Genomic DNA, 23,655 nt, shown 5'->3' with positions numbered 1-23,655 from the left:
GGGTTTGTCTTGGTGCAATGTCGGCCTGATAAGCGAAGCGCCATCAGGCAATTATGCGGCACAGAGCCGGATAGCAACGCTAACGCGCCTTATCCGGCCTTCTTAGCGACTTAGTGAGATTTGACTGATTTTACGCCCAGCCAGTCGACGATCCCCTGGGCGGCATGCCGTCCTTCCGCCATCGCCGTAACCACCAGATCCGCACCGCGTACCGCGTCACCACCGGCGAAGATTTTCGGGTTGCTGGTTTGATAACGGTATGCGCTTTCAACATTGGCGGCAATGCGCCCCCAGTTATCGACCTTAACCCCATGCGTCTCCAGCCACGGCATGCCATGTGGGTGAAAACCAAACGCCATGATCACCGCATCTGCGGGCATGACAAACTCACTCCCGGCGAGGGGAACCGGGCGACGACGCCCCTGCGCGTCCGGCTCGCCAAGCTGGGTACGTAAAAAACGCACGCCGCTGACTCGCCCATCATCATGCAACACCAGCTCAACCGGCTGGACGTTAAACTCGAAGAACGCCCCCTCTTCCCGGGCGTTCTTCACCTCTTTTTTCGAACCGGGCATGTTGGCTTCATCACGACGATAAGCGCAGGTCACCTGGCGTGCGCCATGACGCAGCGCGGTACGCACGCAGTCCATTGCCGTATCGCCTCCGCCCAATACAACCACGTTCAGTCCGGCGGTATCGATGAACGGCTCTTCAGGCAGTTCATCCAGCCCTATCACCTGTTTGGTGTTGGCAATCAGGAACGGTAACGCGTCATAAACGCCAGGCGCGTCTTCATTCGGCAGATCCGCCTTCATGGAACGATAGGTTCCTACGCCCACGAACACGGCATCGTAATCCTCCAGCAGCGCCGACAGCGCCACATCCTTACCCACTTCACAGTTAAGTTCGAAATGAATACCCATGGCGCTGAAGATTTCACGGCGGCGGGCCAGCAGCGATTTGTCCAGCTTGAAGGCCGGAATGCCGAACGTCAGCAAACCGCCGATTTCAGGGTGGCGATCGTATACGGTGGCGCTGACTCCGCTGCGCGCCAGCACATCCGCGCAGGCCAGACCCGCCGGACCCGCGCCGATGATAGCAACGCGCTTATCCACTTTCTGCACGTGGCTTAAGTCCGGTCGCCATCCTTTGCTCAGGGCCCGATCAGAGATGTAACGCTCAATATTTCCGATAGTGACCGCCCCATGCTCGCTACGCACCGTACATGCCCCTTCGCAAAGTCGGTCCTGCGGACATACGCGCCCGGTCACTTCCGGCAGGCAGTTGGTCTGGTGAGAAAGCTCAACCGCCGCGTCGATATTCCCGGCTTTGACCAGTTCAATCCACTGCGGAATATGGTTATGCAATGGGCAGGTCCATTCGCAAATACTGTGGTCGCCGCATTTCAGGCAGCGGGACGCTTCCCGTTCCGCCTGCGCCGTACGAAACGGCAGATAGATCTCCTCAAAGCTGGTTTTACGGGCCTCAATTGCCAGCTTATCCGGCTCACCACGCGCAGGCGTCGCCTGCATTTGCTCACGTTTGGTAATTGCATGCGAAACGAAATCGGTGGCGTTGGCATGCCAGGGCTGGCTTTCCAGACTGGCGGTGCGTAGCCTGCGCGCTTTTGACAGACCAGTAAGCGAATTTTCCGTCACCAGTTGTAACGCTTGTGCCGGACAGTTCTCTACGCAGGCGGGTCCCTGTTCGCGTCCCTGACACAAATCGCATTTGTGCGCAGTGGCTTTCACCTTCCCTTTAGCGACAGGAGTGAGTACGATCTGCATCGTGCCGAAAGGACAAGCAACGACGCACGATTTACAGCCAATACACTTTTTCGGGTTCACCTGAACGCTGTCGTTATCATGGCTGATTGCCCCGTTCGGGCAACTTCTGGCGCAGGGCGCATCTTCACAGTGATGGCAGGTTACCGCACTGCGCTGCTGCTGATGCTTGATGACGGTAATTCGGGGCTGGAAATGCCGTTGACTCAGGACATGCTGCTCGCCATTGTGAGCCATGACGCAGGCGACCTCACAGGCATGGCATCCCAGGCACTGCTGGCTATTAACCATAATAAAACGATTCATGGCTTCCTTCTTTTTTGGTTGCAAAAACCTTATTCTTTATATGAGTGTTGTTATTAACCGACACGGAAGGAAGCGGCAATGTTCATTTGCCCAGGAAGCACAACTATTTATCCAGAACCTGTGGCAGATCAATTTATTTCATCGCATATGAAATTGCGTTTCAGTTACCATCCAGTTTCATGGCGTTTTATTAACATTTATCAAATACACCGCATCGTTCGGGCTGTTTTAAGGCGCGACGTGTATTGTGTGAGGATGCACAAGTGACGGTAAAGCGTCCGGTCTCGGCCAGTCTGGCTAAAGCTTTTTTCTACATAGTGCTGTTGTCGATTCTCTCAACGGGTATTGCGCTGCTCACGCTGACCAGCAGCTTACGAGATGCCGAAGCCATCAACGTGGCTGGCTCATTGCGCATGCAAAGTTACCGTCTGGGTTACGATCTGCAAAGCCAAAGTCCGCAGCTTAACGCTCACCGCCAGCTTTTCCAGCAGGCGCTAAACTCGCCAGCACTACAGAACCTGAACGCGTGGTATGTGCCTCAAGCAGTAAAAAGTCGCTATGGGCGTCTACATGCAAACTGGCTGGAAATGAACGCCCGTCTGATCGATGGCGATTTAAATTGGTACCAGAGCAATATCAATAACTATGTCGATCAAATCGATCTCTTCGTGCTGGCGCTGCAGCATTATGCCGAACGCAAAGTGATGCTGGTTTTTGGTATTTCACTGGCGGGCGGGATCGGCATTTTCACCCTCGTTTTCTTTACCTTACGGCGTATTCGCCAGCAGGTGGTGCGTCCGCTGAATAAGCTGGTGGTGGCCAGCCAGCACATTGAACACGGTCAGTTTGACATCCCCTCGCTGGATACTGGTTTGCCCAACGAACTCGGGTTGTTGGGCAAGACCTTCAGCCAGATGTCGAGTGAATTACACAAGCTGTACCGCTCACTGGAAGCGTCTGTCGCTGAGAAGACCCACGATCTCCACGAAGCTAATCGTCGTCTGGAAGTGTTGTATCAGTGCTCTCAGGCGTTAAATACCAGTCAGATTGATGTGTACTGCTTCCGCCATATTTTACAGATCGTCCGCGAGCATGACGCCGCCTATTTCCTGGAACTCACCGTCGGAGATAACTGGCGAATTAGCGAAGGCGCAAAAAGCCCCGAGCTGCCGATGCAGATCCTGCCGGTCACCATGCAGGAAACCGTCTACGGTGAACTGCACTGGCAAAGCCCGAACGTCAATGCTTCTACCCCTCTGCTCAACAGCGTCTCCTCGATGCTGGGTCGCGGGTTGTACTTCAACCAGGCGCAAAAACATTTTCAGCAGCTGTTATTAATGGAGGAACGGGCGACGATTGCGCGCGAGCTGCACGACTCGCTGGCGCAAGTGCTCTCTTATTTACGCATTCAGCTCACGCTGCTGAAGCGTTCGATTCCCGAAGATAACGCCCCAGCGCAAAGCATTATGGCGGATTTCTCTCAGGCGCTGAACGATGCCTACCGCCAGCTACGCGAACTGCTCACCACCTTCCGCCTGACTTTACAGCAGGCCGATCTCCCCTCCGCCCTGCATGAAATGCTGGAAACGCTGCAAAATCAGACCTCGGCTAAACTGACGCTTGATTGCCGGTTACCTACCCTGGCGCTGGACGCGCAAATGCAGGTGCATCTGCTGCAGATCGTCCGTGAAGCGGTGCTGAACGCGATTAAACATGCCAGCGCAACCGAAATTGCCGTCAGTTGCGTGACTGCGCCGGATGGTAATCACACGGTTTATATTCGCGATAACGGCATCGGCATTGGCGAGCCGCATGAGCCTTCGGGGCACTATGGGTTAAATATTATGCGCGAGCGGGCGGAAAGGCTGAGCGGCACGCTGACTTTCTCTCAACCCTCCGGAGGGGGAACGCTGGTGAGCATCAGTTTTCGTTCGGCAGAATCCGACGGTGAGCTAACGTAAAGAACCGCAAAGCGCCGTCGGTTCTCGATCCAGGCCTGACGGCGTTGGCACGAAAGGTATGCTGTAAACGGGCATGATAATTTACATTATCTTCTTTTTTTCTCCACGTTTGCCCCGTACCTTGCCGCTAAAGTGAAGCAATTCACACCCATAACGATACGCAGAAACACGAGGTCCCCTTTTAATGGCGAATTTTTTCATCGATCGCCCCATTTTTGCCTGGGTGTTAGCAATCCTGTTGTGCCTGACAGGTGCCCTGGCTATTTTTTCGCTGCCCGTTGAGCAATACCCCGATCTGGCACCGCCAAACGTGCGGGTAACCGCGAACTACCCTGGCGCGTCCGCACAAACCCTGGAAAATACCGTCACCCAGGTTATCGAGCAGAACATGACTGGTCTCGATAATCTGATGTACATGTCGTCGCAGAGCAGCGGGACAGGCCAGGCGTCGGTTACGCTGAGTTTCCTCGCGGGAACCGATCCTGATGAGGCCGTCCAGCAGGTGCAAAACCAGCTGCAATCGGCAATGCGTAAGCTGCCGCAGGCGGTACAAAATCAAGGGGTCACGGTGCGCAAGACCGGGGACACTAATATTCTGACCATCGCCTTCGTCTCCACCGATGGCTCAATGGATAAGCAGGACATCGCCGACTACGTCGCCAGTAATATCCAGGATCCGCTCAGTCGTATAAACGGCGTGGGCGATATTGACGCCTACGGTTCACAATATTCCATGCGTATCTGGCTCGACCCGGTCAAACTTAACAGCTTCCAGATGACCGCCAAAGATGTGACCGATGCTATCGAATCACAGAATGCGCAGATTGCCGTCGGGCAACTTGGCGGCACGCCTTCGGTGGACAAACAAGCGCTGAATGCAACGATCAACGCCCAGTCGCTGCTGCAGACTCCGGATGAATTCCGCGCGATTACGCTACGCGTCAACCAAGACGGCTCAGAAGTTAAACTGGGTGATGTGGCGACGGTCGAAATGGGTGCGGAAAAGTATGACTATCTCAGCCGCTTCAACGGCCACCCGGCTTCCGGTCTGGGGGTAAAACTGGCCTCCGGTGCCAATGAAATGGCAACGGCGGAGCTGGTTATCGACCGCCTGAATGAGCTCTCTCAGTATTTTCCGCACGGGCTGGAATACAAGGTGGCGTATGAAACTACCTCCTTTGTCAAAGCCTCAATCATCGACGTGGTGAAAACACTGCTGGAAGCGATCGCGCTGGTATTCCTTGTGATGTACCTGTTCCTGCAAAACTTCCGCGCCACGCTGATCCCTACAATCGCCGTTCCCGTCGTCCTGATGGGTACTTTTTCCGTGCTCTACGCCTTTGGCTACAGCGTTAACACCCTGACGATGTTTGCGATGGTGCTGGCGATCGGCCTGCTGGTCGATGATGCCATTGTGGTGGTGGAAAACGTCGAGCGAATTATGAGTGAGGAAGGCCTCTCGCCGCGGGAAGCGACGCGGAAATCGATGGGGCAAATCCAGGGCGCGCTGGTCGGTATCGCCATGGTGCTGTCGGCGGTGTTTATCCCGATGGCCTTCTTCGGCGGCACTACCGGGGCTATCTACCGCCAGTTCTCGATTACCATCGTCTCCGCAATGGTTCTTTCAGTTCTGGTGGCGATGATCCTCACCCCTGCCCTGTGCGCCACTCTGCTCAAACCGTTACATAAAGGCGAGCATCACGGGCAAACCGGTTTCTTTGGCTGGTTTAACCGGATGTTTAACCGCAACGCCGAACGCTACGAAAAAGGCGTCGCCAGGATCCTGCACCGCAGCCTGCGCTGGATACTGATTTACGGCCTGCTGCTCGGCGGTATGGTTTTCCTGTTCCTGCGCCTGCCAACCTCCTTCCTGCCGCTCGAAGACCGCGGCATGTTTACCACCTCGATACAGTTGCCCAGCGGCTCCACGCAGCAGCAAACATTGAAAGTAGTTGAGGAAGTGGAGAAGTATTACTTCACCCATGAGAAAGACAACATTACGTCGGTCTTTTCCACGGTCGGTTCCGGCCCTGGCGGGAACGGTCAAAACGTGGCGCGGATGTTTGTCCGCTTAAAAGACTGGGATGATCGCGACACCACCACCGGAACCTCTTTCGCCATCATCGAGCGCGCGACTAAAGCCTTTAATAAGATTAAGGAAGCCCGCGTCTTCGCCAGCAGTCCTCCGGCGATTAGCGGTCTCGGGAGCTCTGCCGGTTTCGATATGGAGCTGCAAGATCACGCCGGTGCGGGCCATGATGCGTTAATGGCCGCGCGCGACAAGCTGATTGAGCTGGCCGGGAAAGACGCGTCTCTGACCCGCGTTCGTCATAATGGTCTGGACGACAGCCCGCAGTTGCAAATTGATATCGATCAGCGCAAAGCCCAGGCGCTGGGCGTTTCCATTGATGACATCAACGACACCTTGCAAACGGCCTGGGGCTCCAGCTACGTCAATGACTTTATGGACCGGGGTCGTGTGAAGAAGGTTTACGTACAGGCGGCAGCAAAATATCGCATGCTCCCGGACGACATCAATCTGTGGTACGTCCGCAATAATAGCGGCGGCATGGTGCCTTTCTCGGCCTTTGCCACGTCGCGCTGGGAAACGGGTTCACCGCGTCTGGAACGCTATAACGGCTACTCCGCCGTCGAGATTGTTGGCGAAGCCGCCCCAGGCGTCAGTACCGGTACGGCGATGGACATTATGGAATCGCTGGTCCACCAGTTGCCGACCGGATTCGGACTCGAATGGACCGCGATGTCTTACCAGGAACGGCTGTCGGGCTCTCAGGCGCCAGCCCTGTACGCCATTTCTTTGCTGGTGGTGTTCCTGTGTCTGGCGGCTCTGTACGAAAGCTGGTCGGTTCCCTTCTCCGTCATGCTGGTTGTACCGCTGGGGGTCATTGGCGCGCTGCTCGCTACCTGGATGCGCGGCCTGGAAAACGACGTGTACTTTCAGGTCGGGTTACTCACCGTGATCGGGCTTTCGGCGAAGAACGCAATATTGATTGTTGAATTCGCCAATGAGATGAACGAGAAAGGTCACGACTTGCTCGACGCCACGCTGCATGCCTGTCGCCAACGCTTACGCCCAATTCTGATGACGTCACTGGCGTTTATCTTTGGGGTGTTGCCGATGACCATCAGCAGTGGCGCAGGTTCCGGCGGTCAGCATGCGGTGGGGACTGGTGTAATGGGCGGGATGATTTCAGCCACTGTCCTGGCGATTTACTTCGTTCCTCTGTTCTTTGTGCTGGTACGCAGACGCTTCCCGTTGAAGCCACGCCCAGAATAATCGGACACAAAAAAGGCGACTTACGTTGAGTCGCCTTTTATTATCCTTTGCAGGATATGAATTTCTTCCAGAAAATTATTTACGAAGCATCACTTCGATAAAGTCTTTCCAGTTCCCCAGTTCACGTTCAATCATAACAACCTCTCTTATTATTATGGGCATTCTACGAAATCATCATCATAAAAAGAAGATCATTTAACCAATGGTTGCGATTACATCCTCCAGTGTTCGGGGGTATATGTAATCACTATGCGCTAACCCCATAAATTTTATGTGACTTACTGCAATATTTTGAAATATTCATACATCATCTACGACTTTGGCAATTCTGATGGAAAAACAGGCTGATGCAAACAGGCAAAATCTGATTTTCAGTTCCCCGTGAATTTTGGAACTTTCAGGAATCATTATTCACCATTCAACAACAATGTTATATTTTTCTATAACGGTTCGATGACAATATGTATTATTCATGTTTATAGAACACGAGAATAAATATTCAAATTACGTCAATAAGGATTCAAATGATCACCCTCTACGGCATTAAGAATTGCGATACGATTAAAAAAGCCAGACGCTGGCTGGAAGACAATGGGGTCGACTACCGCTTCCATGATTATCGCGTCGACGGCCTGGACAACGCGTTATTACACGCCTTTATCAGCGAATTAGGTTGGGAGGCGCTGCTCAATACACGTGGAACCACCTGGCGCAAACTGGATGAAGCCACACGTAACCAAATCACCGATGCGTCCTCTGCTGCTGCATTGATGATTGAAATGCCTGCAATTATCAAACGCCCATTGCTCTGCGCGCCGGGTAAGCCTATGCTGCTTGGCTTTAGTGAATCCAGTTATACGCAGTTTTTTAATGAGGTATAGTCTATGTCGTGCCCGGTTATTGAGCTGACACAGCAGCTTATTCGCCGTCCTTCCCTGAGCCCGGATGATGCCGGGTGCCAGGCGTTAATGATTGAACGCCTGCGCGCGGTAGGTTTTACCGTTGAGCGTATGGATTTTGGTGACACACAGAATTTTTGGGCATGGCGCGGCAAAGGTGAGACTCTGGCATTTGCCGGTCACACTGACGTAGTGCCTGTCGGCGATGTCGATCGTTGGATTAATCCACCGTTCGAACCGACCATTCGCGATGGCATGTTGTTCGGGCGTGGCGCAGCCGATATGAAAGGCTCACTGGCGGCAATGGTCGTGGCCGCAGAACGTTTTGTCGCCCAGCATCCGAACCATCAGGGTCGTCTGGCGTTTTTGATAACCTCTGACGAAGAGGCCAGCGCCCAAAACGGCACCGTAAAAGTGGTTGAAGCACTTATGGCGCGCAATGAACGACTGGATTATTGTCTGGTTGGCGAGCCGTCCAGCACGGAAATCGTTGGCGACGTGGTGAAAAATGGGCGTCGTGGTTCACTGACCTGCAATCTGACCATTCACGGCGTGCAGGGCCACGTAGCCTACCCGCATCTGGCCGATAACCCGGTACACCGCGCAGCGCCAATGCTCAATGAACTGGTGGCGATTGAGTGGGATCAGGGCAACGAATTCTTCCCGGCGACCAGCATGCAGATTGCCAATATTCAGGCAGGAACCGGCAGCAACAATGTTATTCCCGGCGAACTGTTTATCCAGTTCAACTTCCGTTTCAGCACCGAATTAAACGATGAAATGATTAAGTCCCGGGTGCTGGAGCTGCTGGAGAAACATCAGCTGCGTTATACCGTCGACTGGTGGCTTTCCGGTCAGCCGTTCCTGACCGCACGCGGTAAACTGGTGGATGCGGTGGTGAACGCCATTGAGCACTATAATGAGATTAAACCGCAGTTACTGACTACAGGCGGGACGTCCGACGGGCGTTTTATTGCCCGCATGGGGGCACAGGTAGTAGAACTTGGGCCGGTCAACGCCACCATTCATAAAATTAATGAATGTGTTAATGCCGCCGACCTGCAGCTGCTTGCCCGTATGTATCAACGTATCATGGAGCAACTCGTCGCCTGATGAGTGTTCCTGTAAGAGGAAATGAGCATGGACTGGCTGGCAAAATACTGGTGGATTCTGGTGTTGGTGTTTCTGGTAGGCGTATTGCTGAACGTGATTAAAGATCTCAAGCGCGTCGACCACAAGAAATTTCTTGCCAATAAGCCGGAGCTTCCCCCGCATCGTGATTTTAACGATAAATGGGATGACGACGACGATTGGCCAAACAAGGATCAACCGAAGAAATAAGCCAACGTAGGCCGAATGGCGGTTTCACATCGCCATTCGGCCTGCGGGTTAAATCATCTCAATCACATCATCATCGTGAGGCTTACCGCCGCTCAGCGCTTCATCAAAGTAGTGCTTCGGTACGGTAAAACGCAAGTGGTCGAGCGCAAACTGCATACTGCGTTCATCAATAGCGTGCCCCAGATTTTCGACGATATCCAGCGTCACATCCCCACCGGCGCGAATTAACGCCTCCTGCGCGGCAACGGCATGAGATAACTCAATCACCCGGTCTTCACCGCCGTGAATCAAATGCACCGTCGTCGCGGTAGTTGCAACCTCCGGCAACGTGGCATAGCGACCATTAAAGGCGATGACCCGCGACGCCAGCCCAGGCTCGGCTTTAATACTCTCAAGCGACATAATCGAGCCCTGAGAAAAACCAATCAGCGCGGTCGCCTGAGGCGAAACGCCGCTTTGCTTCTGCCAGTAGCGAACGGTTTCGATAAAGACCGGCATTATCGCGTCAATACGCGCTTGGCGGTTCTCTTCCGTTATCCCCTGTACAGAAAACCACTGACGCCCGGAAGTTGTACCATAAGGCTCTGCCCCGCCAATGCTGACGATTAGCGCATCTGGAAACAGCGGCGCAAACCAGGAGCCAATTTCGCCCATGGCAACCGGGTTATCGCCGACGCCATGAAACAGCAACAAGAGCTGTTGAGCGAGTTTATCGGGACTTTGAACAACAAAATGGTCATGTTTCATGGCGATCTCCTTAACTGATGAGAATCATTCTACGCCGCTTAACCGCAATGACCATGCCAGGAAATTGAAGAAGTTAGTGAAAAAATTGCCATTGCATAATGCGATTATGTAGCCGTTGTTCACGCTCAGCATCCAGCTGTTTTAAGGCCTGCGCCGCCTCGGCGCGCTGAACTGCCAACAGCGCTTTGCGACCCGATATTTTCAGCTGTTGGCACAATTCAGCATCGCTGCGTTGAGCCTGTATACGCCCGCGTAATGCCGGAAGAGGCAACTCGCTGTGCTCAAGCAAACGACTCAGACAACCTAATGATGTAAGTAATGGTCGATGCGCGAAGGCAAACCCAGCCAGCTCACCCCAGTCATCCTCATTAAGCGTAGTCTCTTTCAGTGGTACCAGCGGAATGCGCTCTGCGTTCCACTGAGCAAGAATCTCCGCATCCCGTCGCAGGCGCTGGTGCGCCCGCCAGGAAAGGCGTTTTCCTGCTTCGCTGATGGGCAGCACCGCCATAGCGGTATAACAGCCGCTGCTGGCTTCCCGATGATTCCCCATCCGTACCAGGACAAAACCGCAGCGCTGCCAGAAACGCCATAATTCAGCCGTATAACCAAAGCTGACGGACAGATAGTCGCACTGCGTGCAATAGTGCCGGGCCTGCAGAATCAGCTGTTGCCCAATACCTTCCCTTTGACGCGCGGGATGAACCGCAATTCGACTGACCCGCCGCCCGACGAGCGTCGCCGCCAATGGATCTCCGCCGTGCGCCGCCAGTGACTGCGCAACCAGATTTCCTCTTGGTCGGCGATATCCGGCCCAGACGGCCTGGCTTAATTCTGCGGATAATCCCCCCTCGTCGACCAGCCAGACGGCTCCCGCCACCGAGTCAGCAGCCGAAGCCTGAAGAAAATGCTGACCCGGCGCGTCCATCATTCGCCGCAGATCCAGTGGCGAGGTGCGATAATGCGCACCGGAAAGTAGCTGATATACCGCTAACGGCAGCGCCGGGTTTGTCTGCCATGAGAGTTGATCAAATGCCGAGAAGTTAAGCTCCCCCAAGGGGGCATGCGCAAAGGTTTCGTCGTCAAACACCAGCGCATCGCTGACGATTTTCTCCAGCGGACATCTCTGCGCCCAGCGTACGGGTTGTTGCAACTCATAGGGTCGAAGATGAGGAAAGCGGGCGCAGAATTTCAGCAAAAAGCCTCTGCCGGTTCCCTCGTAGCCCTGTACGGTGGTGGTTAACAGCGTACGAGGGAAACGCGCAACCAGTTGGTGCAGCAGCGGCGCGGGGATCGCGGCGGCTTCATCCACAACCAGCCAGTCTGCGGTTGCAGAACTGCTTAACAGCGCATCCGGGGCCATAAAGCGGTAACGCTCTGCGGCAAATTGCGCCAGCACATCCGTTGCCGCTTTAGCAGGCGCGGTGACAATCGCGGTCCCGTTGATACGTGCTATCAGTTGCCCTGCCAGAGCCGATTTACCCCGGCCACGTGCAGCTGTGACCGCAGCCACGCCGGGAGTCATATCCAGCAACTGGGTTAAAATCATCGCCTGTTCAGGCTGAGGATCACCGGTTGCCGCGTGCCAGACTGCACGAACAGGAAAACGCGGGCTGGAAACTGCGTGATGCTGCTGCCAGTGCAGAGCCTGTCCGTCACGGGAAATCACCCGTTTGACATGTTCAACAAAGTGCGGCGTTGGGATAGGTTCAGCACAGTCGCTCCAGCGCAGTGAATCCACGTCCGGATGCGTGTGCCAGGTATGCCATGGGGGAGTCAGCAAAACCAGCCAGCTCCCGGCGATCAGCGTTCCGCTTAAGGCGGCAAACGCCGCAGCGTCAAATCCCTGCCCGGCGTCAAAAACCGCATGACGAAACTCGCGGCCTAATAACGTTTGCAGCGCCTGTGGCGTACAGTTCGGCTCAGCAGGGGCTTGTGCGCCCACCCATAACCAGTCGCCGGGTAACGTGTCGCGTAGCGCTAAAGCCCGCTCCTGACACCAGTTCCCCTCACCACTGATAATCAGCAGACGACGGATCCCTTCGTGGGCCATCTGTTCGGTTAACGCGCTCAGCGCCGTATTATCAGACATCCCTGCCTCAGTAGCTTAAATGCCTTTACCAAAAGTATTACATTGTCCCGGATCGCCGCTGTCAAAACCGCGTTTGAACCAGCTAAGCCGCTGCTCAGAAGTGCCGTGGGTAAAGCTGTCCGGCACAACGCGTCCTTGTCCCTGCTGCTGCAGGCGATCGTCGCCAATGGCCTGAGCGGCATTCAGCGCTTCTGCCAGGTCGCCGGACTCCAGCACGCCCTGCTGCTGCATACTGTTGCCCCAAACGCCAGCAAAGCAGTCCGCCTGCAGTTCCATACGTACGGAAAGACGGTTCACTTCAGCCTGTGAGGCATTCTGCTGCATCTGGCGAACTTTCGGTTCAATACCCAGCAGTTTCTGCACGTGGTGGCCCACTTCATGGGCGATAACATAACCCTGAGCAAAATCACCATCGGCGCCCAGCTTGTTTTTCATGTCATCATAAAATGAGAGGTCGATATACACCGTACCATCCGCCGGGCAGTAAAACGGCCCCATCACCGACTGACCTGCGCCACAGCCAGTACGCGTCGCTCCGCGATACATTTCGTCTGTCTTCCACATTGTCACTTTCACGACGCCCTTGCCAGCGCATAATCACCTCAACTTTTTATTCATTATGATGATGATCGTAGGCGGTTCGGAACAGGATTACCATAAGAAACAGTAATCAAAATCGGCGGGATTGATGAGCCGGAGAGCGATCGCCGGCTCAGGGGAGGATTAGTCTAACTTCACACCCAGACGATGCGCGACGGCTTCATAGGCTTCGATCAGGCCGCCCAGGCTCTGGCGGAAGCGATCTTTGTCCATTTTATCCAGCGTTTCTTTGTCCCACAGACGGCTGCCGTCCGGTGAGAACTCATCGCCCAGGACCACTTCACCTTTATACAAACCAAATTCAAGTTTGAAGTCGACCAGAATCAGACCGGCATCATCAAACATCTTTTTCAGCACGTCGTTGGCTTTGTAGGTCAGCTCTTTCATACGCGCCAGATTCTCTTTGCTCACCCAACCAAAAGTTTCGCAATAGGAATCGTTAATCATTGGATCGTGCATAGCATCGTTTTTCAGGAACAGATCAAACAGCGGCGGATTCAGTTCAATACCTTCCTCAACGCCTAAACGCTTAACCAGGGAGCCTGCTGCGCGGTTACGAACCACACATTCAACCGGTACCATCTCCAGTTTTTTCACCAGACATTCAGTATCGGAAAGCAGTCGCTCCATCTGGGTAGGAATGCCCGCTTCTTGCAGTTTAGTCATAATGAAATGGTTGAACTTGTTGTTCACCATGCCTTTACGATCAAACTGTTCAATGCGCGCGCCATCCCCTGCTGACGTATCATTGCGGAATTCGAGCACCAACAGGTCCGGGTTTTCCGTGCTGTATACGGTCTTCGCTTTACCACGATACAACTCAGCTTGCTTTTGCATCTTTATTACTCCTGGGTGTGAATTAACGATAAATATTGCGTTTTTCTGCCGACGCACACGTTTGCGTATCATATCAGAAAAAAAGGGCTGGAGTTATCCAGCCCTTTATTTTTACTTACTGAACGCTGTCTGGAAGACGGCGACCAGCGCGTCGTTCTGGCTTTGCGTCAGGGTATGCCCCTTCGGATCGATAAACTGCAAGCTACTGCGGTTGTCTAAATCACCGACCTGCAGTTTATAGTCGCCGGATACCAGACCCGGATCGCTTGCGCCCAGCTCCTGCCAGTTGCTATCAGACAGTGGTTTGTAGGTCACGGCGATGCTGCCCTGAGAACGGGTGCTGTCGGTCACTTTCATCCCCACTTTCTCAAGCGCTGCCGGCAGACGCTGCCATACCACGTTGAACGGTCCACGTACCACCAGCATCGGTAAACCGGTGTCATCGGCAGCACTCTGAACATCCATGGTGGCGGCAGAGCGGTTCTGCGCGGCATTCGCGGCATCAGTGGCGTTCTTATCCAGACCTGCGGAGATAACGTTCATCATCTCAGCGCTGTAACGCTGCATTGATGCTGGATCAGCTACGGGTTTCCCCGCCTGCTCGAGGTTAATCAGTTTCACCGTTACCGCTTGCTGATAGCCCTGCGGTTTAACCGAGATTTGATAACGTCCACGGTACTGCTCGTCTTCATCCAGACGGTTCCAGTTAACCCAGTCGGTGGTCAACGTCTGGCTGGCATCATCACGTTTGGTGATCGTGTAGTTTTTAGACTGAATGACGCTAACGACCTGTGGCCACAGCGTGTTGCCACGACCATTTTCCACCAGCAATGTCGACGTATCACCCGCGATCTGAGTGCGAGCGCCGGTGACTAGTGCTAACGGCTGAGCCGGCGGGCGAATGTCCAGCGCTTTACCAACGGCACCGCTGCCGTTGGTGACCGGGATATTATAGTCACCCGACATAACTGGCAGAATCATCCCAGCTGGAGCGTGAAGCTCAGCAAGCGGTGCGGCCTCCAGATAGGATTCATCACCGCTCACCTGGCGCTTATAACGCGAGTCAGAACTACAGGCCGCGAGCAACATAACAAGCGAAACACCCGCAACCTTGGCCAGGCGCGACTTTTGTACTGAGTAAGCCATCAAATCTCCCTAAACTTTACAGCAAACCGGCATGCTTAAGCGCCGCTTTGACGATTTCACGAGCATTATCCGTGATTGGCGTCATCGGCAGACGTAGCGTATCGGTCGCCACAAGTCCCAACTCCTTACACGCCCATTTCACTGGGATAGGATTGGGTTCGACAAATAGTTTGTTGTGTAACGGCATCAGACGCTGGTTAATCACCCGCGCCTCGGCAAAGTTCCCGGCTGCCGCCAGTTTGCACATTTCGGCCATATCGCGTGCCGCAACGTTAGACGTCACGGAAATCACGCCATGACCACCGAGCTGCATAAAATCCAGTCCGGTCGCGTCATCACCGCTGAGCAGAATAAAGTCGTCTGAAACCAGCTCTTTGATCTGGTGAACGCGACTTAAGTTCCCCGTGGCCTCTTTAATAGCGATAATATTTTTTACTTTCGCCAGGCGACCAACGGTTTCCGGCAACATATCGCAGCCGGTACGGGACGGTACATTATACAGAATTTGCGGCAGGTCAGTATGTTCAGCGATGGCTTTGAAATGCTGGAACAAACCTTCCTGGGTTGGGCGGTTGTAGTAAGGCGTCACCGTCAGGCAGCCGACAACACCACTGTCGTTGAAACGCTGCGTCAGACTAATGGCTTCCGCGGTCGCATTAGCGCCGGTTCCGGCAATCACCGGAATACGCCCGTCGGCCAGCTCCAGGGTCATCATCACCACATCGCCATGCTCATCATGACTCAGGGTGGCAGACTCACCGGTGGTGCCAACCGAAACGATCGCCGAGGTGCCGCTGGCGACATGATAATCAATCAGTTTTTTCAGGCTCGACCGGCAGACTTTACCTTTCTCATCCATCGGCGTAACAAGCGCGACAATACTTCCCGTGAACATGGGCCATCCTCTGTGCAAACAAGTGTCTCAATGGTACGTTTGGTACGACAATAAAAGCAAGCGACCAGAGCCGTTCTGATTGTTGTATGCATGTTTTTTTTATGCTTTCCTTATGATTACCTCACCGCTCAAAGGAAGAACAGGTTTGACATCGTCATCGCAACACTATCTGGTCATTACTGCGCTGGGTGCTGACCGCCCGGGAATTGTGAACACCATCACACGTCATGTCAGCAGTTGCGGCTGTAATATCGAAGACAGCCGACTGGCCATGCTGGGTGACGAGTTCACGTTTATCATGTTGCTGTCGGGCACCTGGAATGCCATTACCCTAATTGAATCAACCTTGCCGTTGAAAGGTGCAGAGCTGGATTTACTGATTGTGATGAAGCGCACGACCGCACGCCCCCGTCCGGCGATGCCCGCTACGGTATGGGTGCAGGTCGATGTTCCTGATTCTCCGCATTTGATTGAACGCTTTACCGCCCTGTTTGACAGCCACCAAATGAATATTGCGGAACTGGTTTCACGCACGCAACCGGCTGAGAACGGAAAGGCGGCACAGCTGTTTATTCAAATTACCGCACATAGTCCTGCGTCACATGATTCGGCAAATATTGAAGATGCGTTTAAAGCACTCTGTACAGAACTCAATGCGCAAGGCAGTATTAACGTCGTCAATTACTCACAGCATGATGAACAGGATGGAGTTAAGTAATGAACCCACTGAAAGCCGGTGATATCGCACCGAAATTTAGCTTGCCGGATCAAGACGGAGAACAAGTAAATTTAACCGACTTCCAGGGACAGCGTGTTCTGGTTTATTTTTACCCGAAAGCCATGACACCCGGCTGTACCGTACAGGCCTGCGGCCTACGCGATAACATGGATGAGTTAAAAAAAGCAGGTGTTGAAGTGCTGGGAATCAGCACCGATAAACCAGAGAAGCTTTCCCGATTCGCGGAGAAAGAAGTCCTTAACTTCACGCTCCTGTCCGACGAAGATCACCAGGTTTGCGAGCAGTTCGGCGTCTGGGGTGAGAAGTCATTTATGGGCAAAACCTATGATGGCATCCACCGCATCAGCTTCCTGATTGATGCTGAAGGGAAAATTGAGCATGTGTTTGATGACTTCAAAACCAGCAACCACCACGACGTGGTAATGAACTGGCTGAAAGAGAACGCCTGATTTACATTTTGCCGGATAGCGCCTGATGGTGACGCCACGCGTCTTATCAGGCCACCATCCGCATAACTCCGTAGCCGGATAAGGCGTTTACGCCGCCATCCGGCATCAACGTCGTTTATTCAAACGTCCCTTTTACACAGGCTTTTTTCTCTCTGACGACGGCTTTGCCCTTCGCCCACAGGTGATGAACTTCAAGCGCATCATTGAGCACCAGAATGTCGGCATCGCATCCCACCGCCAGACGTCCTTTATGTTCCAGTCCCAAAAATTCTGCGACCGTTCGCGTCAGCGGACACAGCGCCAGTTCCAGCGGTATGGCATGAACCTTCACCAACTGGCGCACTGTTTCAGCCAGTGATTCAAACCCTGCGACACCGATGCCGGTAAGATTACCGTAGTCATCAAATTCCGGCTGGCTACCGTTGCCATCCGAACTCAAGGTAATACGCGACAGCGGCACGTTCTGGCGTAGCGCTGTGGCGATAGCCGTAGCCGGGTCGACGGGTTCATCAATGCTGCTGGTAATGTCGATATAACCGCCTTTGCGGGCATACTCCAGCGCCGACTGAAACAACGGTTCCGCACGATTGACGTGTGTGGGCAGCAGCTTGGTAATCGGTACATCGCAACTGTCGAGGATCTGATACAACGGCTCCAGCATGCGCGGGCTGTCGCCCATATGGAAGACGCTAATCCCCGGCTTGCGCCCTAACAATCCGCCAACGCGCGACTGCGCCGCCATGTTTGCCAGCGCCGAGGTGTCCGGGGCTGAAGAACGATGGTCCGAAACAGCACATTTCACGCCAATGATTTTATCGATCAGCGCCACATCGCGATCGATACTGCCGGTGATGGTCGGGGAAGGCAGAGAATACGCCCCGGTCAGCATCCATGCGCTGATGCCTTCAAATTCCAGCGCGCGGGTTTTCGCCAGCAGCGATTCAGGGTGACGGGTAATACCATCTGTCCCCAGCAATCCCACCACCGAGGTGACGCCAGCTTCAACCAGCCGCGACAAGCGCACTTCCGGCGTGCGGGTGTGCGGCCCCGCTTCTCCGCCGCCGCCAATCAGATGGACGTGTTGATCGATAAATCCTGGGCACACAATCGCGCCGTCAAGATTGATACACTCGCAGCCAGGAAAATCGTCAGGGGAAATCGACGGTGCGATGGCAACAATTTTGCTGCCAGACACCAGTATATCCTGGCGCCCTAAGTCTTCCGGCGCGTACACGTGTCCCTGCTGGAACAACGTCAAATTAAGAATGGAACAGTTCATAACCTTCCTTGTCAGGAAATAACCTGCATAACCCAAATAGAGAGCAGCGCATTAATTACGCATACCGCAATAATAAGCGGGTAATAACGGGGATGGACCCCCGCGGTACCCAGACAGCGTCCCACATTTTGCACCGGATTGCCCATCAGGTAGATAGCCGGTAACAGCACCGTAGCATTATGTCCCGAAAGCGTACCGGCGACAACCAGGCTGGCGCAAACACCGACGCCGCCTCCCATACTCATCACCGCCGCCAGCAGTACGGTAGCAGATTCCCCCGGCAGTCCCCACAGCGCCATTACCGGCTCACATACCCGCCCGACAATCTCGAGCAGTCCCGTCACCTTCAGCGCCTGAATAATCACAAACGCCATTACCACGTTAGGCAACAGGCTGGTTGTTGCAATAGTGAATCCGCGCCGTGCGCCATCGATAAACATATCCATGACGTTTTTACGTACTTGCGTTGTCATCTCACGCCTCCTGCTGCGTACGGCGATTTTCCAGCTGCGCAATCCACAAACGCAGCAGGTTCGCACCCACAAATTTGAAGACAAGGATCACCGCCAGCGGCGTAATCACCGGAACGGTAACCATCGTAAACAACGCGGCACCCGAGGAAAAATAGTTGGTAATACACGCACTGCCGCTGGTTTGCCAGCAGGCAAAAATGGCACGTTCCTGTTCAGTGATAATGCCCTCTTCCGCCATTTCTTTAGTCATCCCTGCCGCAGCATCGGTATTTTGCAAATTCGCAATCAGCGCCAGCGAGCAAATACCCGGAATACCGAGTAACGGGCGCAGGACTGGCGTCATCAGTTGCTGTGCCGCACGCAACCCTCCCAGCCCTTCGGTGACGGAAATTATCCCGAGTGAAAGAATGACGGAAGGCGCCAGCTCAAGCGCGAATAAGAAGCCGTCTTTTGCGCCCATACCGCCCGTGCCGCGAAAAGAGACCGCCGTGTCCCCCGCCGCATTAATCTGCCCAAACGCACCGTTGAGAACGGTGAAATCAAAGACTCGCCACCATTCGGTACTTTTCGCAAACATGCCGGAAAAAAGAATAATCGTAATAAAAAAAGCGAGATAACCGCCCCATCCCACCTTCTGCTGCGTGTGTGTGTTGTGACCCATTTTGTTCTCCTGTTGGCCTTATTCCTTGCGTGACTTAAAGACATCACGCGGGTCAAGTTAAAGACAAACGCAGAGAAAAACGACACCAGAGGAGATTATTCAGAATGTGTGGATAGAGGTCAGACAAGTTCGGCTCAGGCGACATTGCATCGCCGGAGCAAACAGATTAGGGTTCATCAACGACCTGACCATCCGGCCAGGCATGCATTACCGCTTTGATTAACGTCGCCAGAGGAATCGCAAAGAATACGCCCCAGAATCCCCACATGCCGCCGAATATCACTACTGAGAGAATAATCACCAGCGGATGCAGATTTACCGCCTCGGAGAACAGCACCGGCACCAGCAAATTACCGTCCAGCGCCTGGATTATCAGGTATACGGCAAAACAGCTCCAGAACTCGGTGCCAAGCCCGAACTGGAACAATGCCACACCGACCACCGGAATAGTGACCACGAAAGCGCCGATGTACGGGATCAGCACGGAGAAGCCTACCAGCACCGCCAGCAGCAGCGAATAGTTGAGGCCAAACAGCAGGAAGCCGAGCCAGGTCGCCACGCCGACCACCACCATTTCCAGCACCTTGCCGCGGATATAGTTGGTGATTTGCTGGTTCATCTCTTTCCACACCTGCCCCGCCAGTCCGCGATTACGCGGCAGCACCCGACGCACTGCGTTCAGCATTTGTCCTTTATCTTTGATCAGGAAGAACACCATCAACGGGACGAGAATCAGATACACCGCCAGCGTCAGCAATCCGACCAGTGAAGCCAGCGAATATTTCACCACCGAATCGCCCATGGTGAGCATTCGCGAGCGCATATTCTCCGCCATCGCATCAATAATGCCCGCATCCATCAGCGCCGGATAACGCCGCGGCAAGGTGGCGGCAAAATCAGACAATTTGTTGAGCATGCCGGGCATATCGCGGATCAGGTAGATCCCCTGTTGCCATGCAACGGGCATTACCACAAACGCCATCAGCAGCAAAATACCGACAAACACCACCAAAACAATCGATGTCGCCCAACGCCGTGAACAACCAATATGTTCCAGCCGTACTGTCGGCCATTCGAGCAGGTACGCCAGCACAATGGCGACCAGCAGCGGCGCCAGAAGACCGCTAAAAAAGAACAGGATGCCAAAACCGGCAACCAGAATAATCAGCAAGGCGATGGCTTCGGGGTCGCTAAAGCGGCGGCGATACCATTGCATCAACATTTCGAGCATAAAACCCTTCCATGAATCCAATAGCGGGATTGCGATCCCGAATTGTATCGAAATGTCACAAAAAAGACTTCGCTTTTTATAGCGGATTACGCAAAGTGAAAAGTCATTTTTCTTGGGTGTTCATCGTCAGGTTTCGCAGTTACACTCCCTAAGCTTGCGGAGTGTGAACGAAACTTCACGGCATTGGTCAAATGGCTATCTCAAAAAAGAATACAGGACAGAGGTTATGTTCAGGCAGTTGAAAAAAAACCTGGTTGCTACCCTCATTGCTGCACTGACCATCGGTCAGGTTGCGCCCGCATTTGCAGAAACCGCGGACACCCTGCCTGATATGGGAACCTCGGCAGGGAGTACGCTTTCCATAGGACAGGAAATGCAGATGGGCGATTATTATGTACGCCAGCTGCGCGGCAGTGCGCCATTAATTAACGATCCGTTGCTGACGCAATACATTAATGCGCTGGGGATGCGTCTGGTCTCGCACGCCGACTCGGTAAAAACGCCCTTCACCTTCTTTTTGATTAACAACGATGAAATCAACGCCTTTGCTTTCTTTGGCGGCAACGTTGTTTTGCACTCCGCACTGTTCCGCTATTCCGATAACGAAAGCCAACTGGCCTCGGTTATGGCGCACGAAATTTCCCACGTTACGCAGCGTCACCTGGCGCGTGCAATGGAAGACCAGAAACGCAGCGCGCCGCTAACGTGGGTGGGTGCGTTAGGGTCAATTTTATTGGCGATGGCCAGCCCGCAGGCGGGTATGGCGGCGCTGACCGGTACGCTGGCGGGTACACGCCAGGGGATGATTAGCTTTACGCAGCAAAACGAACAGGAAGCAGACCGCATCGGTATTCAGGTACTGCAACGCTCGGGATTCGATCCCCTGGCCATGCCGACGTTTCTGGAAAAATTGCTCGATCAGGCCCGTTACTCTTCGCGTCCACCAGAAATTTTGCTGACTCACCCCCTGCCAGAAAGCCGTCTGTCGGATGCCCGTAACCGCGCCAACCAAATGCGTCCGGCTGTCGTCCAGTCTTCAGAAGATTTTTATCTGGCCAAGGCACGCACCTTAGGCATGTACAACTCTGGTCGCAACCAGCTGACCGATGACCTGCTGAGTAACTGGTCGAAAGGCAACATACGTGAGCAACGTGCGGCGCAGTATGGCCGGGCATTGCAGGCAATGGAGGCCAGTAAATATGACGAGGCACGTAAAGCACTGCAACCGCTGCTGGCGGCAGATGCTAACAATGCCTGGTACCTGGACCTGGCAACGGATATCGATCTTGGCCAGAAGAAAACCAGCGATGCCATTAATCGGTTGAAAAACGCCCGCGACCTGCGCACCAACCCGGTACTGCAGCTCAACCTGGCAAATGCGTATTTACAGGCCGGGCAAGCCAAAGAGGCAGCGACCATCCTGAATCGCTATACGTTTAACCATAAGGACGACCCTAACGGCTGGGATCTGTTAGCGCAAACGGAAGCCAACCTGAACAACCGCGACCAGGAGCTGGCAGCCCGCGCGGAAGGGTATGCCCTCGCAGGACGTCTGGATCAGGCGATTTCGATGCTCAGCAGCGCAAGCTCACAGGTCAAGCTGGGTAGCCAGCAGCAGGCCAGATACGATGCCCGTATCGACCAGCTACGCCAACTGCAAGAGCGCTTTAAACCGTATACGAAAATGTAATTATCGAACCCTTGCCGGATGGCGATATGTAGGCCAGATAAGGTCTTTTGGTCGCCATCCGGCAGGATTGTTATGCAAGGAGAAGTCATGTCAGACGCGATTAAAATCTACCATAACCCACGCTGCTCCAAGAGCCGTGAAACGCTGGAGTTACTGAAGTCCAACGGTGTGGACCCGGAAGTGGTGTTGTATCTGGAAACCCCGGCTGACGCCACAACCCTGCGTGAATTGCTGCAGATGCTGGGCATGTCCAGCGCGCGCGAGCTGATGCGCCAGAAAGAAGATCTCTATAAGTCACTTAATCTGGCGGACGTAAATCTGAGTGAAGATGCGCTGATTCAGGCAATGGTGGAAAACCCGAAATTGATGGAGCGCCCGATTGTGGTTGCCAAAGGCCAGGCGAGAATTGGACGCCCGCCGGAGCAGGTACTGGAAATCATCGGTTAACCTGAAACCTGCCGCAGTTTTTTCGGCTGCGGCGCTTACAGCTTCAGTATCTCTTTTACGAATGGAATGGTCAGCTTACGCTGGGCGGTGATCGATGCGTGATCAAGCTGATCCAACGTCATAAACAGCGTACGCATTTCTCGATCCAGACGCTTGAGCAGGAAGCGTCCTACATCTTCCGGCAGTTCAAACCCACGAAGTCTGGCGCGTAATTGCAACGCCTGCAGCTTATCTTCATCGGAAAGCGGCTGCAGCTTGTAGATTTGTCCCCAGTCCAGGCGCGAGGCGAGATCCGGCAACCCCAGATTCAGCTGTCTTGGCGGGCGATCGCCGGTGATCAGCAGACGCGTTTTCCCCGACTCCAGGATGCGGTTGTAGAGATCAAAGATCGCCATTTCCCACAGCGAATCCCCGGCCACACATTCGATGTTATCGATGCATACCAGCGATAAATGCTCCATACCGTCGAGCACCTCGGGGACGAACCAGGTACGCTTGTCGAGCGGCACATAGCCTACCGCATCGCCGCGCGCGGACAGTTCCGCACAGGCTGCATGCAGCAAATGACTACGGCCAGCGCCTTCACGCGACCAGAGATAAATATACCCGCTATGGTCCTGACGCAGCACGTTTTGCAGTGCAGCCAGTAAAGAGGAGTTATCCCCCGGCCAGAAACTTGCGAAAGTTTCGTCGTCAGGAAGATAAAGTGGCAAAGAGAGCTGTGCCGGTGTGTTCAGAGATACCTCAACCCAGGATTTCATAAAATCGCGTTGAGTTTAACAC

21 protein-coding genes and 1 pseudogene are annotated in these 23,655 nt (G+C 54.0%); 9 read left to right on the top strand and 13 right to left on the bottom strand.

Features of this window, described 5'->3' with window-relative positions; genetic code table 11:
- Positions 1–110: 110 nt before the first annotated feature.
- Positions 111–2,090, bottom strand: a complete 1,980-nt coding sequence (gene aegA, locus HV302_RS06915) for a formate-dependent uric acid utilization protein AegA (RefSeq protein WP_181627086.1) — start codon at positions 2,088–2,090, stop codon at positions 111–113.
- A gap of 263 nt (positions 2,091–2,353) precedes the next feature.
- Between aegA and narQ the strand changes: the two genes are divergently transcribed.
- A complete protein-coding gene (gene narQ / locus HV302_RS06910) occupies positions 2,354–4,051 on the top strand; it encodes a nitrate/nitrite two-component system sensor histidine kinase NarQ (protein ID WP_103928445.1) in 1,698 nt (565 codons plus the stop codon).
- Positions 4,052–4,235: 184 nt separating this feature from the next.
- The gene (gene acrD / locus HV302_RS06905) at positions 4,236–7,349 is read left to right on the top strand and encodes a multidrug efflux RND transporter permease AcrD (protein ID WP_016153965.1); all 3,114 of its coding nucleotides are present in this window, start codon (positions 4,236–4,238) and stop codon (positions 7,347–7,349) included.
- 75 nt (positions 7,350–7,424) lie between these two features.
- Here the strand turns inward: acrD and ypfM are convergent, their stop codons facing one another.
- A complete protein-coding gene (ypfM, locus tag HV302_RS06900) occupies positions 7,425–7,484 on the bottom strand; it encodes a protein YpfM (RefSeq protein WP_001386977.1) in 60 nt (19 codons plus the stop codon).
- Positions 7,485–7,873: 389 nt separating this feature from the next.
- On the opposite strand from ypfM, the gene HV302_RS06895 reads away from it, so the two are divergent.
- From HV302_RS06895 to HV302_RS06885, 3 genes are read left to right on the top strand one after another with little or no spacing between them, the layout of a single operon-like run.
- Positions 7,874–8,230 (top strand): ArsC family reductase, encoded by a 357-nt coding sequence (locus HV302_RS06895; protein WP_016153966.1) that lies wholly within the window; start codon positions 7,874–7,876, stop codon positions 8,228–8,230.
- A 3-nt stretch (positions 8,231–8,233) separates the two neighbouring features.
- On the top strand, positions 8,234–9,361 hold the full coding sequence (gene dapE / locus HV302_RS06890) for a succinyl-diaminopimelate desuccinylase (protein WP_016153967.1): 1,128 nt from the start codon (positions 8,234–8,236) through the stop codon (positions 9,359–9,361).
- A gap of 27 nt (positions 9,362–9,388) precedes the next feature.
- Positions 9,389–9,589 (top strand): YpfN family protein, encoded by a 201-nt coding sequence (locus HV302_RS06885; RefSeq protein ID WP_003835080.1) that lies wholly within the window; start codon positions 9,389–9,391, stop codon positions 9,587–9,589.
- Between the two features lie 48 nt (positions 9,590–9,637).
- Here the strand turns inward: HV302_RS06885 and ypfH are convergent, their stop codons facing one another.
- From ypfH to dapA, 6 genes and pseudogenes are all read right to left on the bottom strand, one after another.
- Complete coding sequence (gene ypfH, locus HV302_RS06880; RefSeq protein ID WP_181627085.1) at positions 9,638–10,336, bottom strand: esterase; 699 nt, start codon at positions 10,334–10,336, stop codon at positions 9,638–9,640.
- Positions 10,337–10,409: 73 nt separating this feature from the next.
- The gene (locus HV302_RS06875) at positions 10,410–12,425 is read right to left on the bottom strand and encodes a tRNA(Met) cytidine acetyltransferase TmcA (protein ID WP_181627084.1); all 2,016 of its coding nucleotides are present in this window, start codon (positions 12,423–12,425) and stop codon (positions 10,410–10,412) included.
- 15 nt (positions 12,426–12,440) lie between these two features.
- Positions 12,441–12,971, bottom strand: a pseudogene (gene ypfJ / locus HV302_RS06870) (KPN_02809 family neutral zinc metallopeptidase); the annotation flags it as partial.
- 177 nt (positions 12,972–13,148) lie between these two features.
- On the bottom strand, positions 13,149–13,862 hold the full coding sequence (gene purC, locus HV302_RS06865) for a phosphoribosylaminoimidazolesuccinocarboxamide synthase (protein WP_003835086.1): 714 nt from the start codon (positions 13,860–13,862) through the stop codon (positions 13,149–13,151).
- Between the two features lie 111 nt (positions 13,863–13,973).
- Complete coding sequence (bamC, locus tag HV302_RS06860; protein ID WP_181627083.1) at positions 13,974–15,008, bottom strand: outer membrane protein assembly factor BamC; 1,035 nt, start codon at positions 15,006–15,008, stop codon at positions 13,974–13,976.
- 16 nt (positions 15,009–15,024) lie between these two features.
- A complete protein-coding gene (gene dapA / locus HV302_RS06855) occupies positions 15,025–15,903 on the bottom strand; it encodes a 4-hydroxy-tetrahydrodipicolinate synthase (RefSeq protein ID WP_016153972.1) in 879 nt (292 codons plus the stop codon).
- A gap of 145 nt (positions 15,904–16,048) precedes the next feature.
- On the opposite strand from dapA, the gene HV302_RS06850 reads away from it, so the two are divergent.
- Both HV302_RS06850 and bcp read left to right on the top strand, forming a co-directional pair.
- The gene (locus HV302_RS06850) at positions 16,049–16,621 is read left to right on the top strand and encodes a glycine cleavage system transcriptional repressor (RefSeq protein ID WP_003037954.1); all 573 of its coding nucleotides are present in this window, start codon (positions 16,049–16,051) and stop codon (positions 16,619–16,621) included.
- Positions 16,621–17,091 carry a thioredoxin-dependent thiol peroxidase gene (bcp, locus tag HV302_RS06845; protein WP_003835095.1) on the top strand — a complete coding sequence of 157 codons (471 nt, stop codon included), beginning with the start codon at positions 16,621–16,623 and terminating at the stop codon, positions 17,089–17,091. Before HV302_RS06850 ends, bcp begins: the two co-directional genes overlap by 1 nt.
- A gap of 115 nt (positions 17,092–17,206) precedes the next feature.
- Here bcp and iadA read toward each other — a convergent pair whose 3' ends face one another.
- From iadA to HV302_RS06825, 4 genes are all read right to left on the bottom strand, one after another.
- Entirely contained in the window at positions 17,207–18,370 is a 1,164-nt protein-coding gene (gene iadA, locus HV302_RS06840; protein ID WP_049282283.1) for a beta-aspartyl-peptidase, read from the bottom strand.
- An 11-nt stretch (positions 18,371–18,381) separates the two neighbouring features.
- On the bottom strand, positions 18,382–18,843 hold the full coding sequence (locus HV302_RS06835) for a YjiG family protein (RefSeq protein ID WP_181627082.1): 462 nt from the start codon (positions 18,841–18,843) through the stop codon (positions 18,382–18,384).
- Between the two features lies 1 nt (position 18,844).
- Positions 18,845–19,504: a nucleoside recognition domain-containing protein gene (locus HV302_RS06830; RefSeq protein WP_016153974.1), complete on the bottom strand. Its 660-nt coding sequence runs from the start codon at positions 19,502–19,504 to the stop codon at positions 18,845–18,847.
- A 166-nt stretch (positions 19,505–19,670) separates the two neighbouring features.
- Positions 19,671–20,735, bottom strand: a complete 1,065-nt coding sequence (locus tag HV302_RS06825) for an AI-2E family transporter (RefSeq protein WP_181627081.1) — start codon at positions 20,733–20,735, stop codon at positions 19,671–19,673.
- Positions 20,736–20,961: 226 nt separating this feature from the next.
- Here HV302_RS06825 and bepA point away from each other — a divergent pair, with 226 nt between their 5' ends.
- Entirely contained in the window at positions 20,962–22,425 is a 1,464-nt protein-coding gene (gene bepA / locus HV302_RS06820) for a beta-barrel assembly-enhancing protease (RefSeq protein ID WP_181627080.1), read from the top strand.
- 87 nt (positions 22,426–22,512) lie between these two features.
- Positions 22,513–22,872: an arsenate reductase (glutaredoxin) gene (gene arsC / locus HV302_RS06815; RefSeq protein WP_046275209.1), complete on the top strand. Its 360-nt coding sequence runs from the start codon at positions 22,513–22,515 to the stop codon at positions 22,870–22,872.
- A 35-nt stretch (positions 22,873–22,907) separates the two neighbouring features.
- Here the strand turns inward: arsC and HV302_RS06810 are convergent, their stop codons facing one another.
- A complete protein-coding gene (locus HV302_RS06810; protein WP_200049399.1) occupies positions 22,908–23,609 on the bottom strand; it encodes a DnaA inactivator Hda in 702 nt (233 codons plus the stop codon).
- Positions 23,610–23,655 lie beyond the last annotated feature (46 nt).

The sequence above is a fragment of the Citrobacter sp. RHBSTW-00859 genome (genome assembly GCF_013729795.1).
Classification (GTDB): Bacteria; Pseudomonadota; Gammaproteobacteria; order Enterobacterales; family Enterobacteriaceae; genus Citrobacter; species Citrobacter braakii.
The sequence above is the reverse complement of the archived record's forward strand: the minus strand, read 5'-3'. Positions and strand labels throughout refer to the sequence as shown.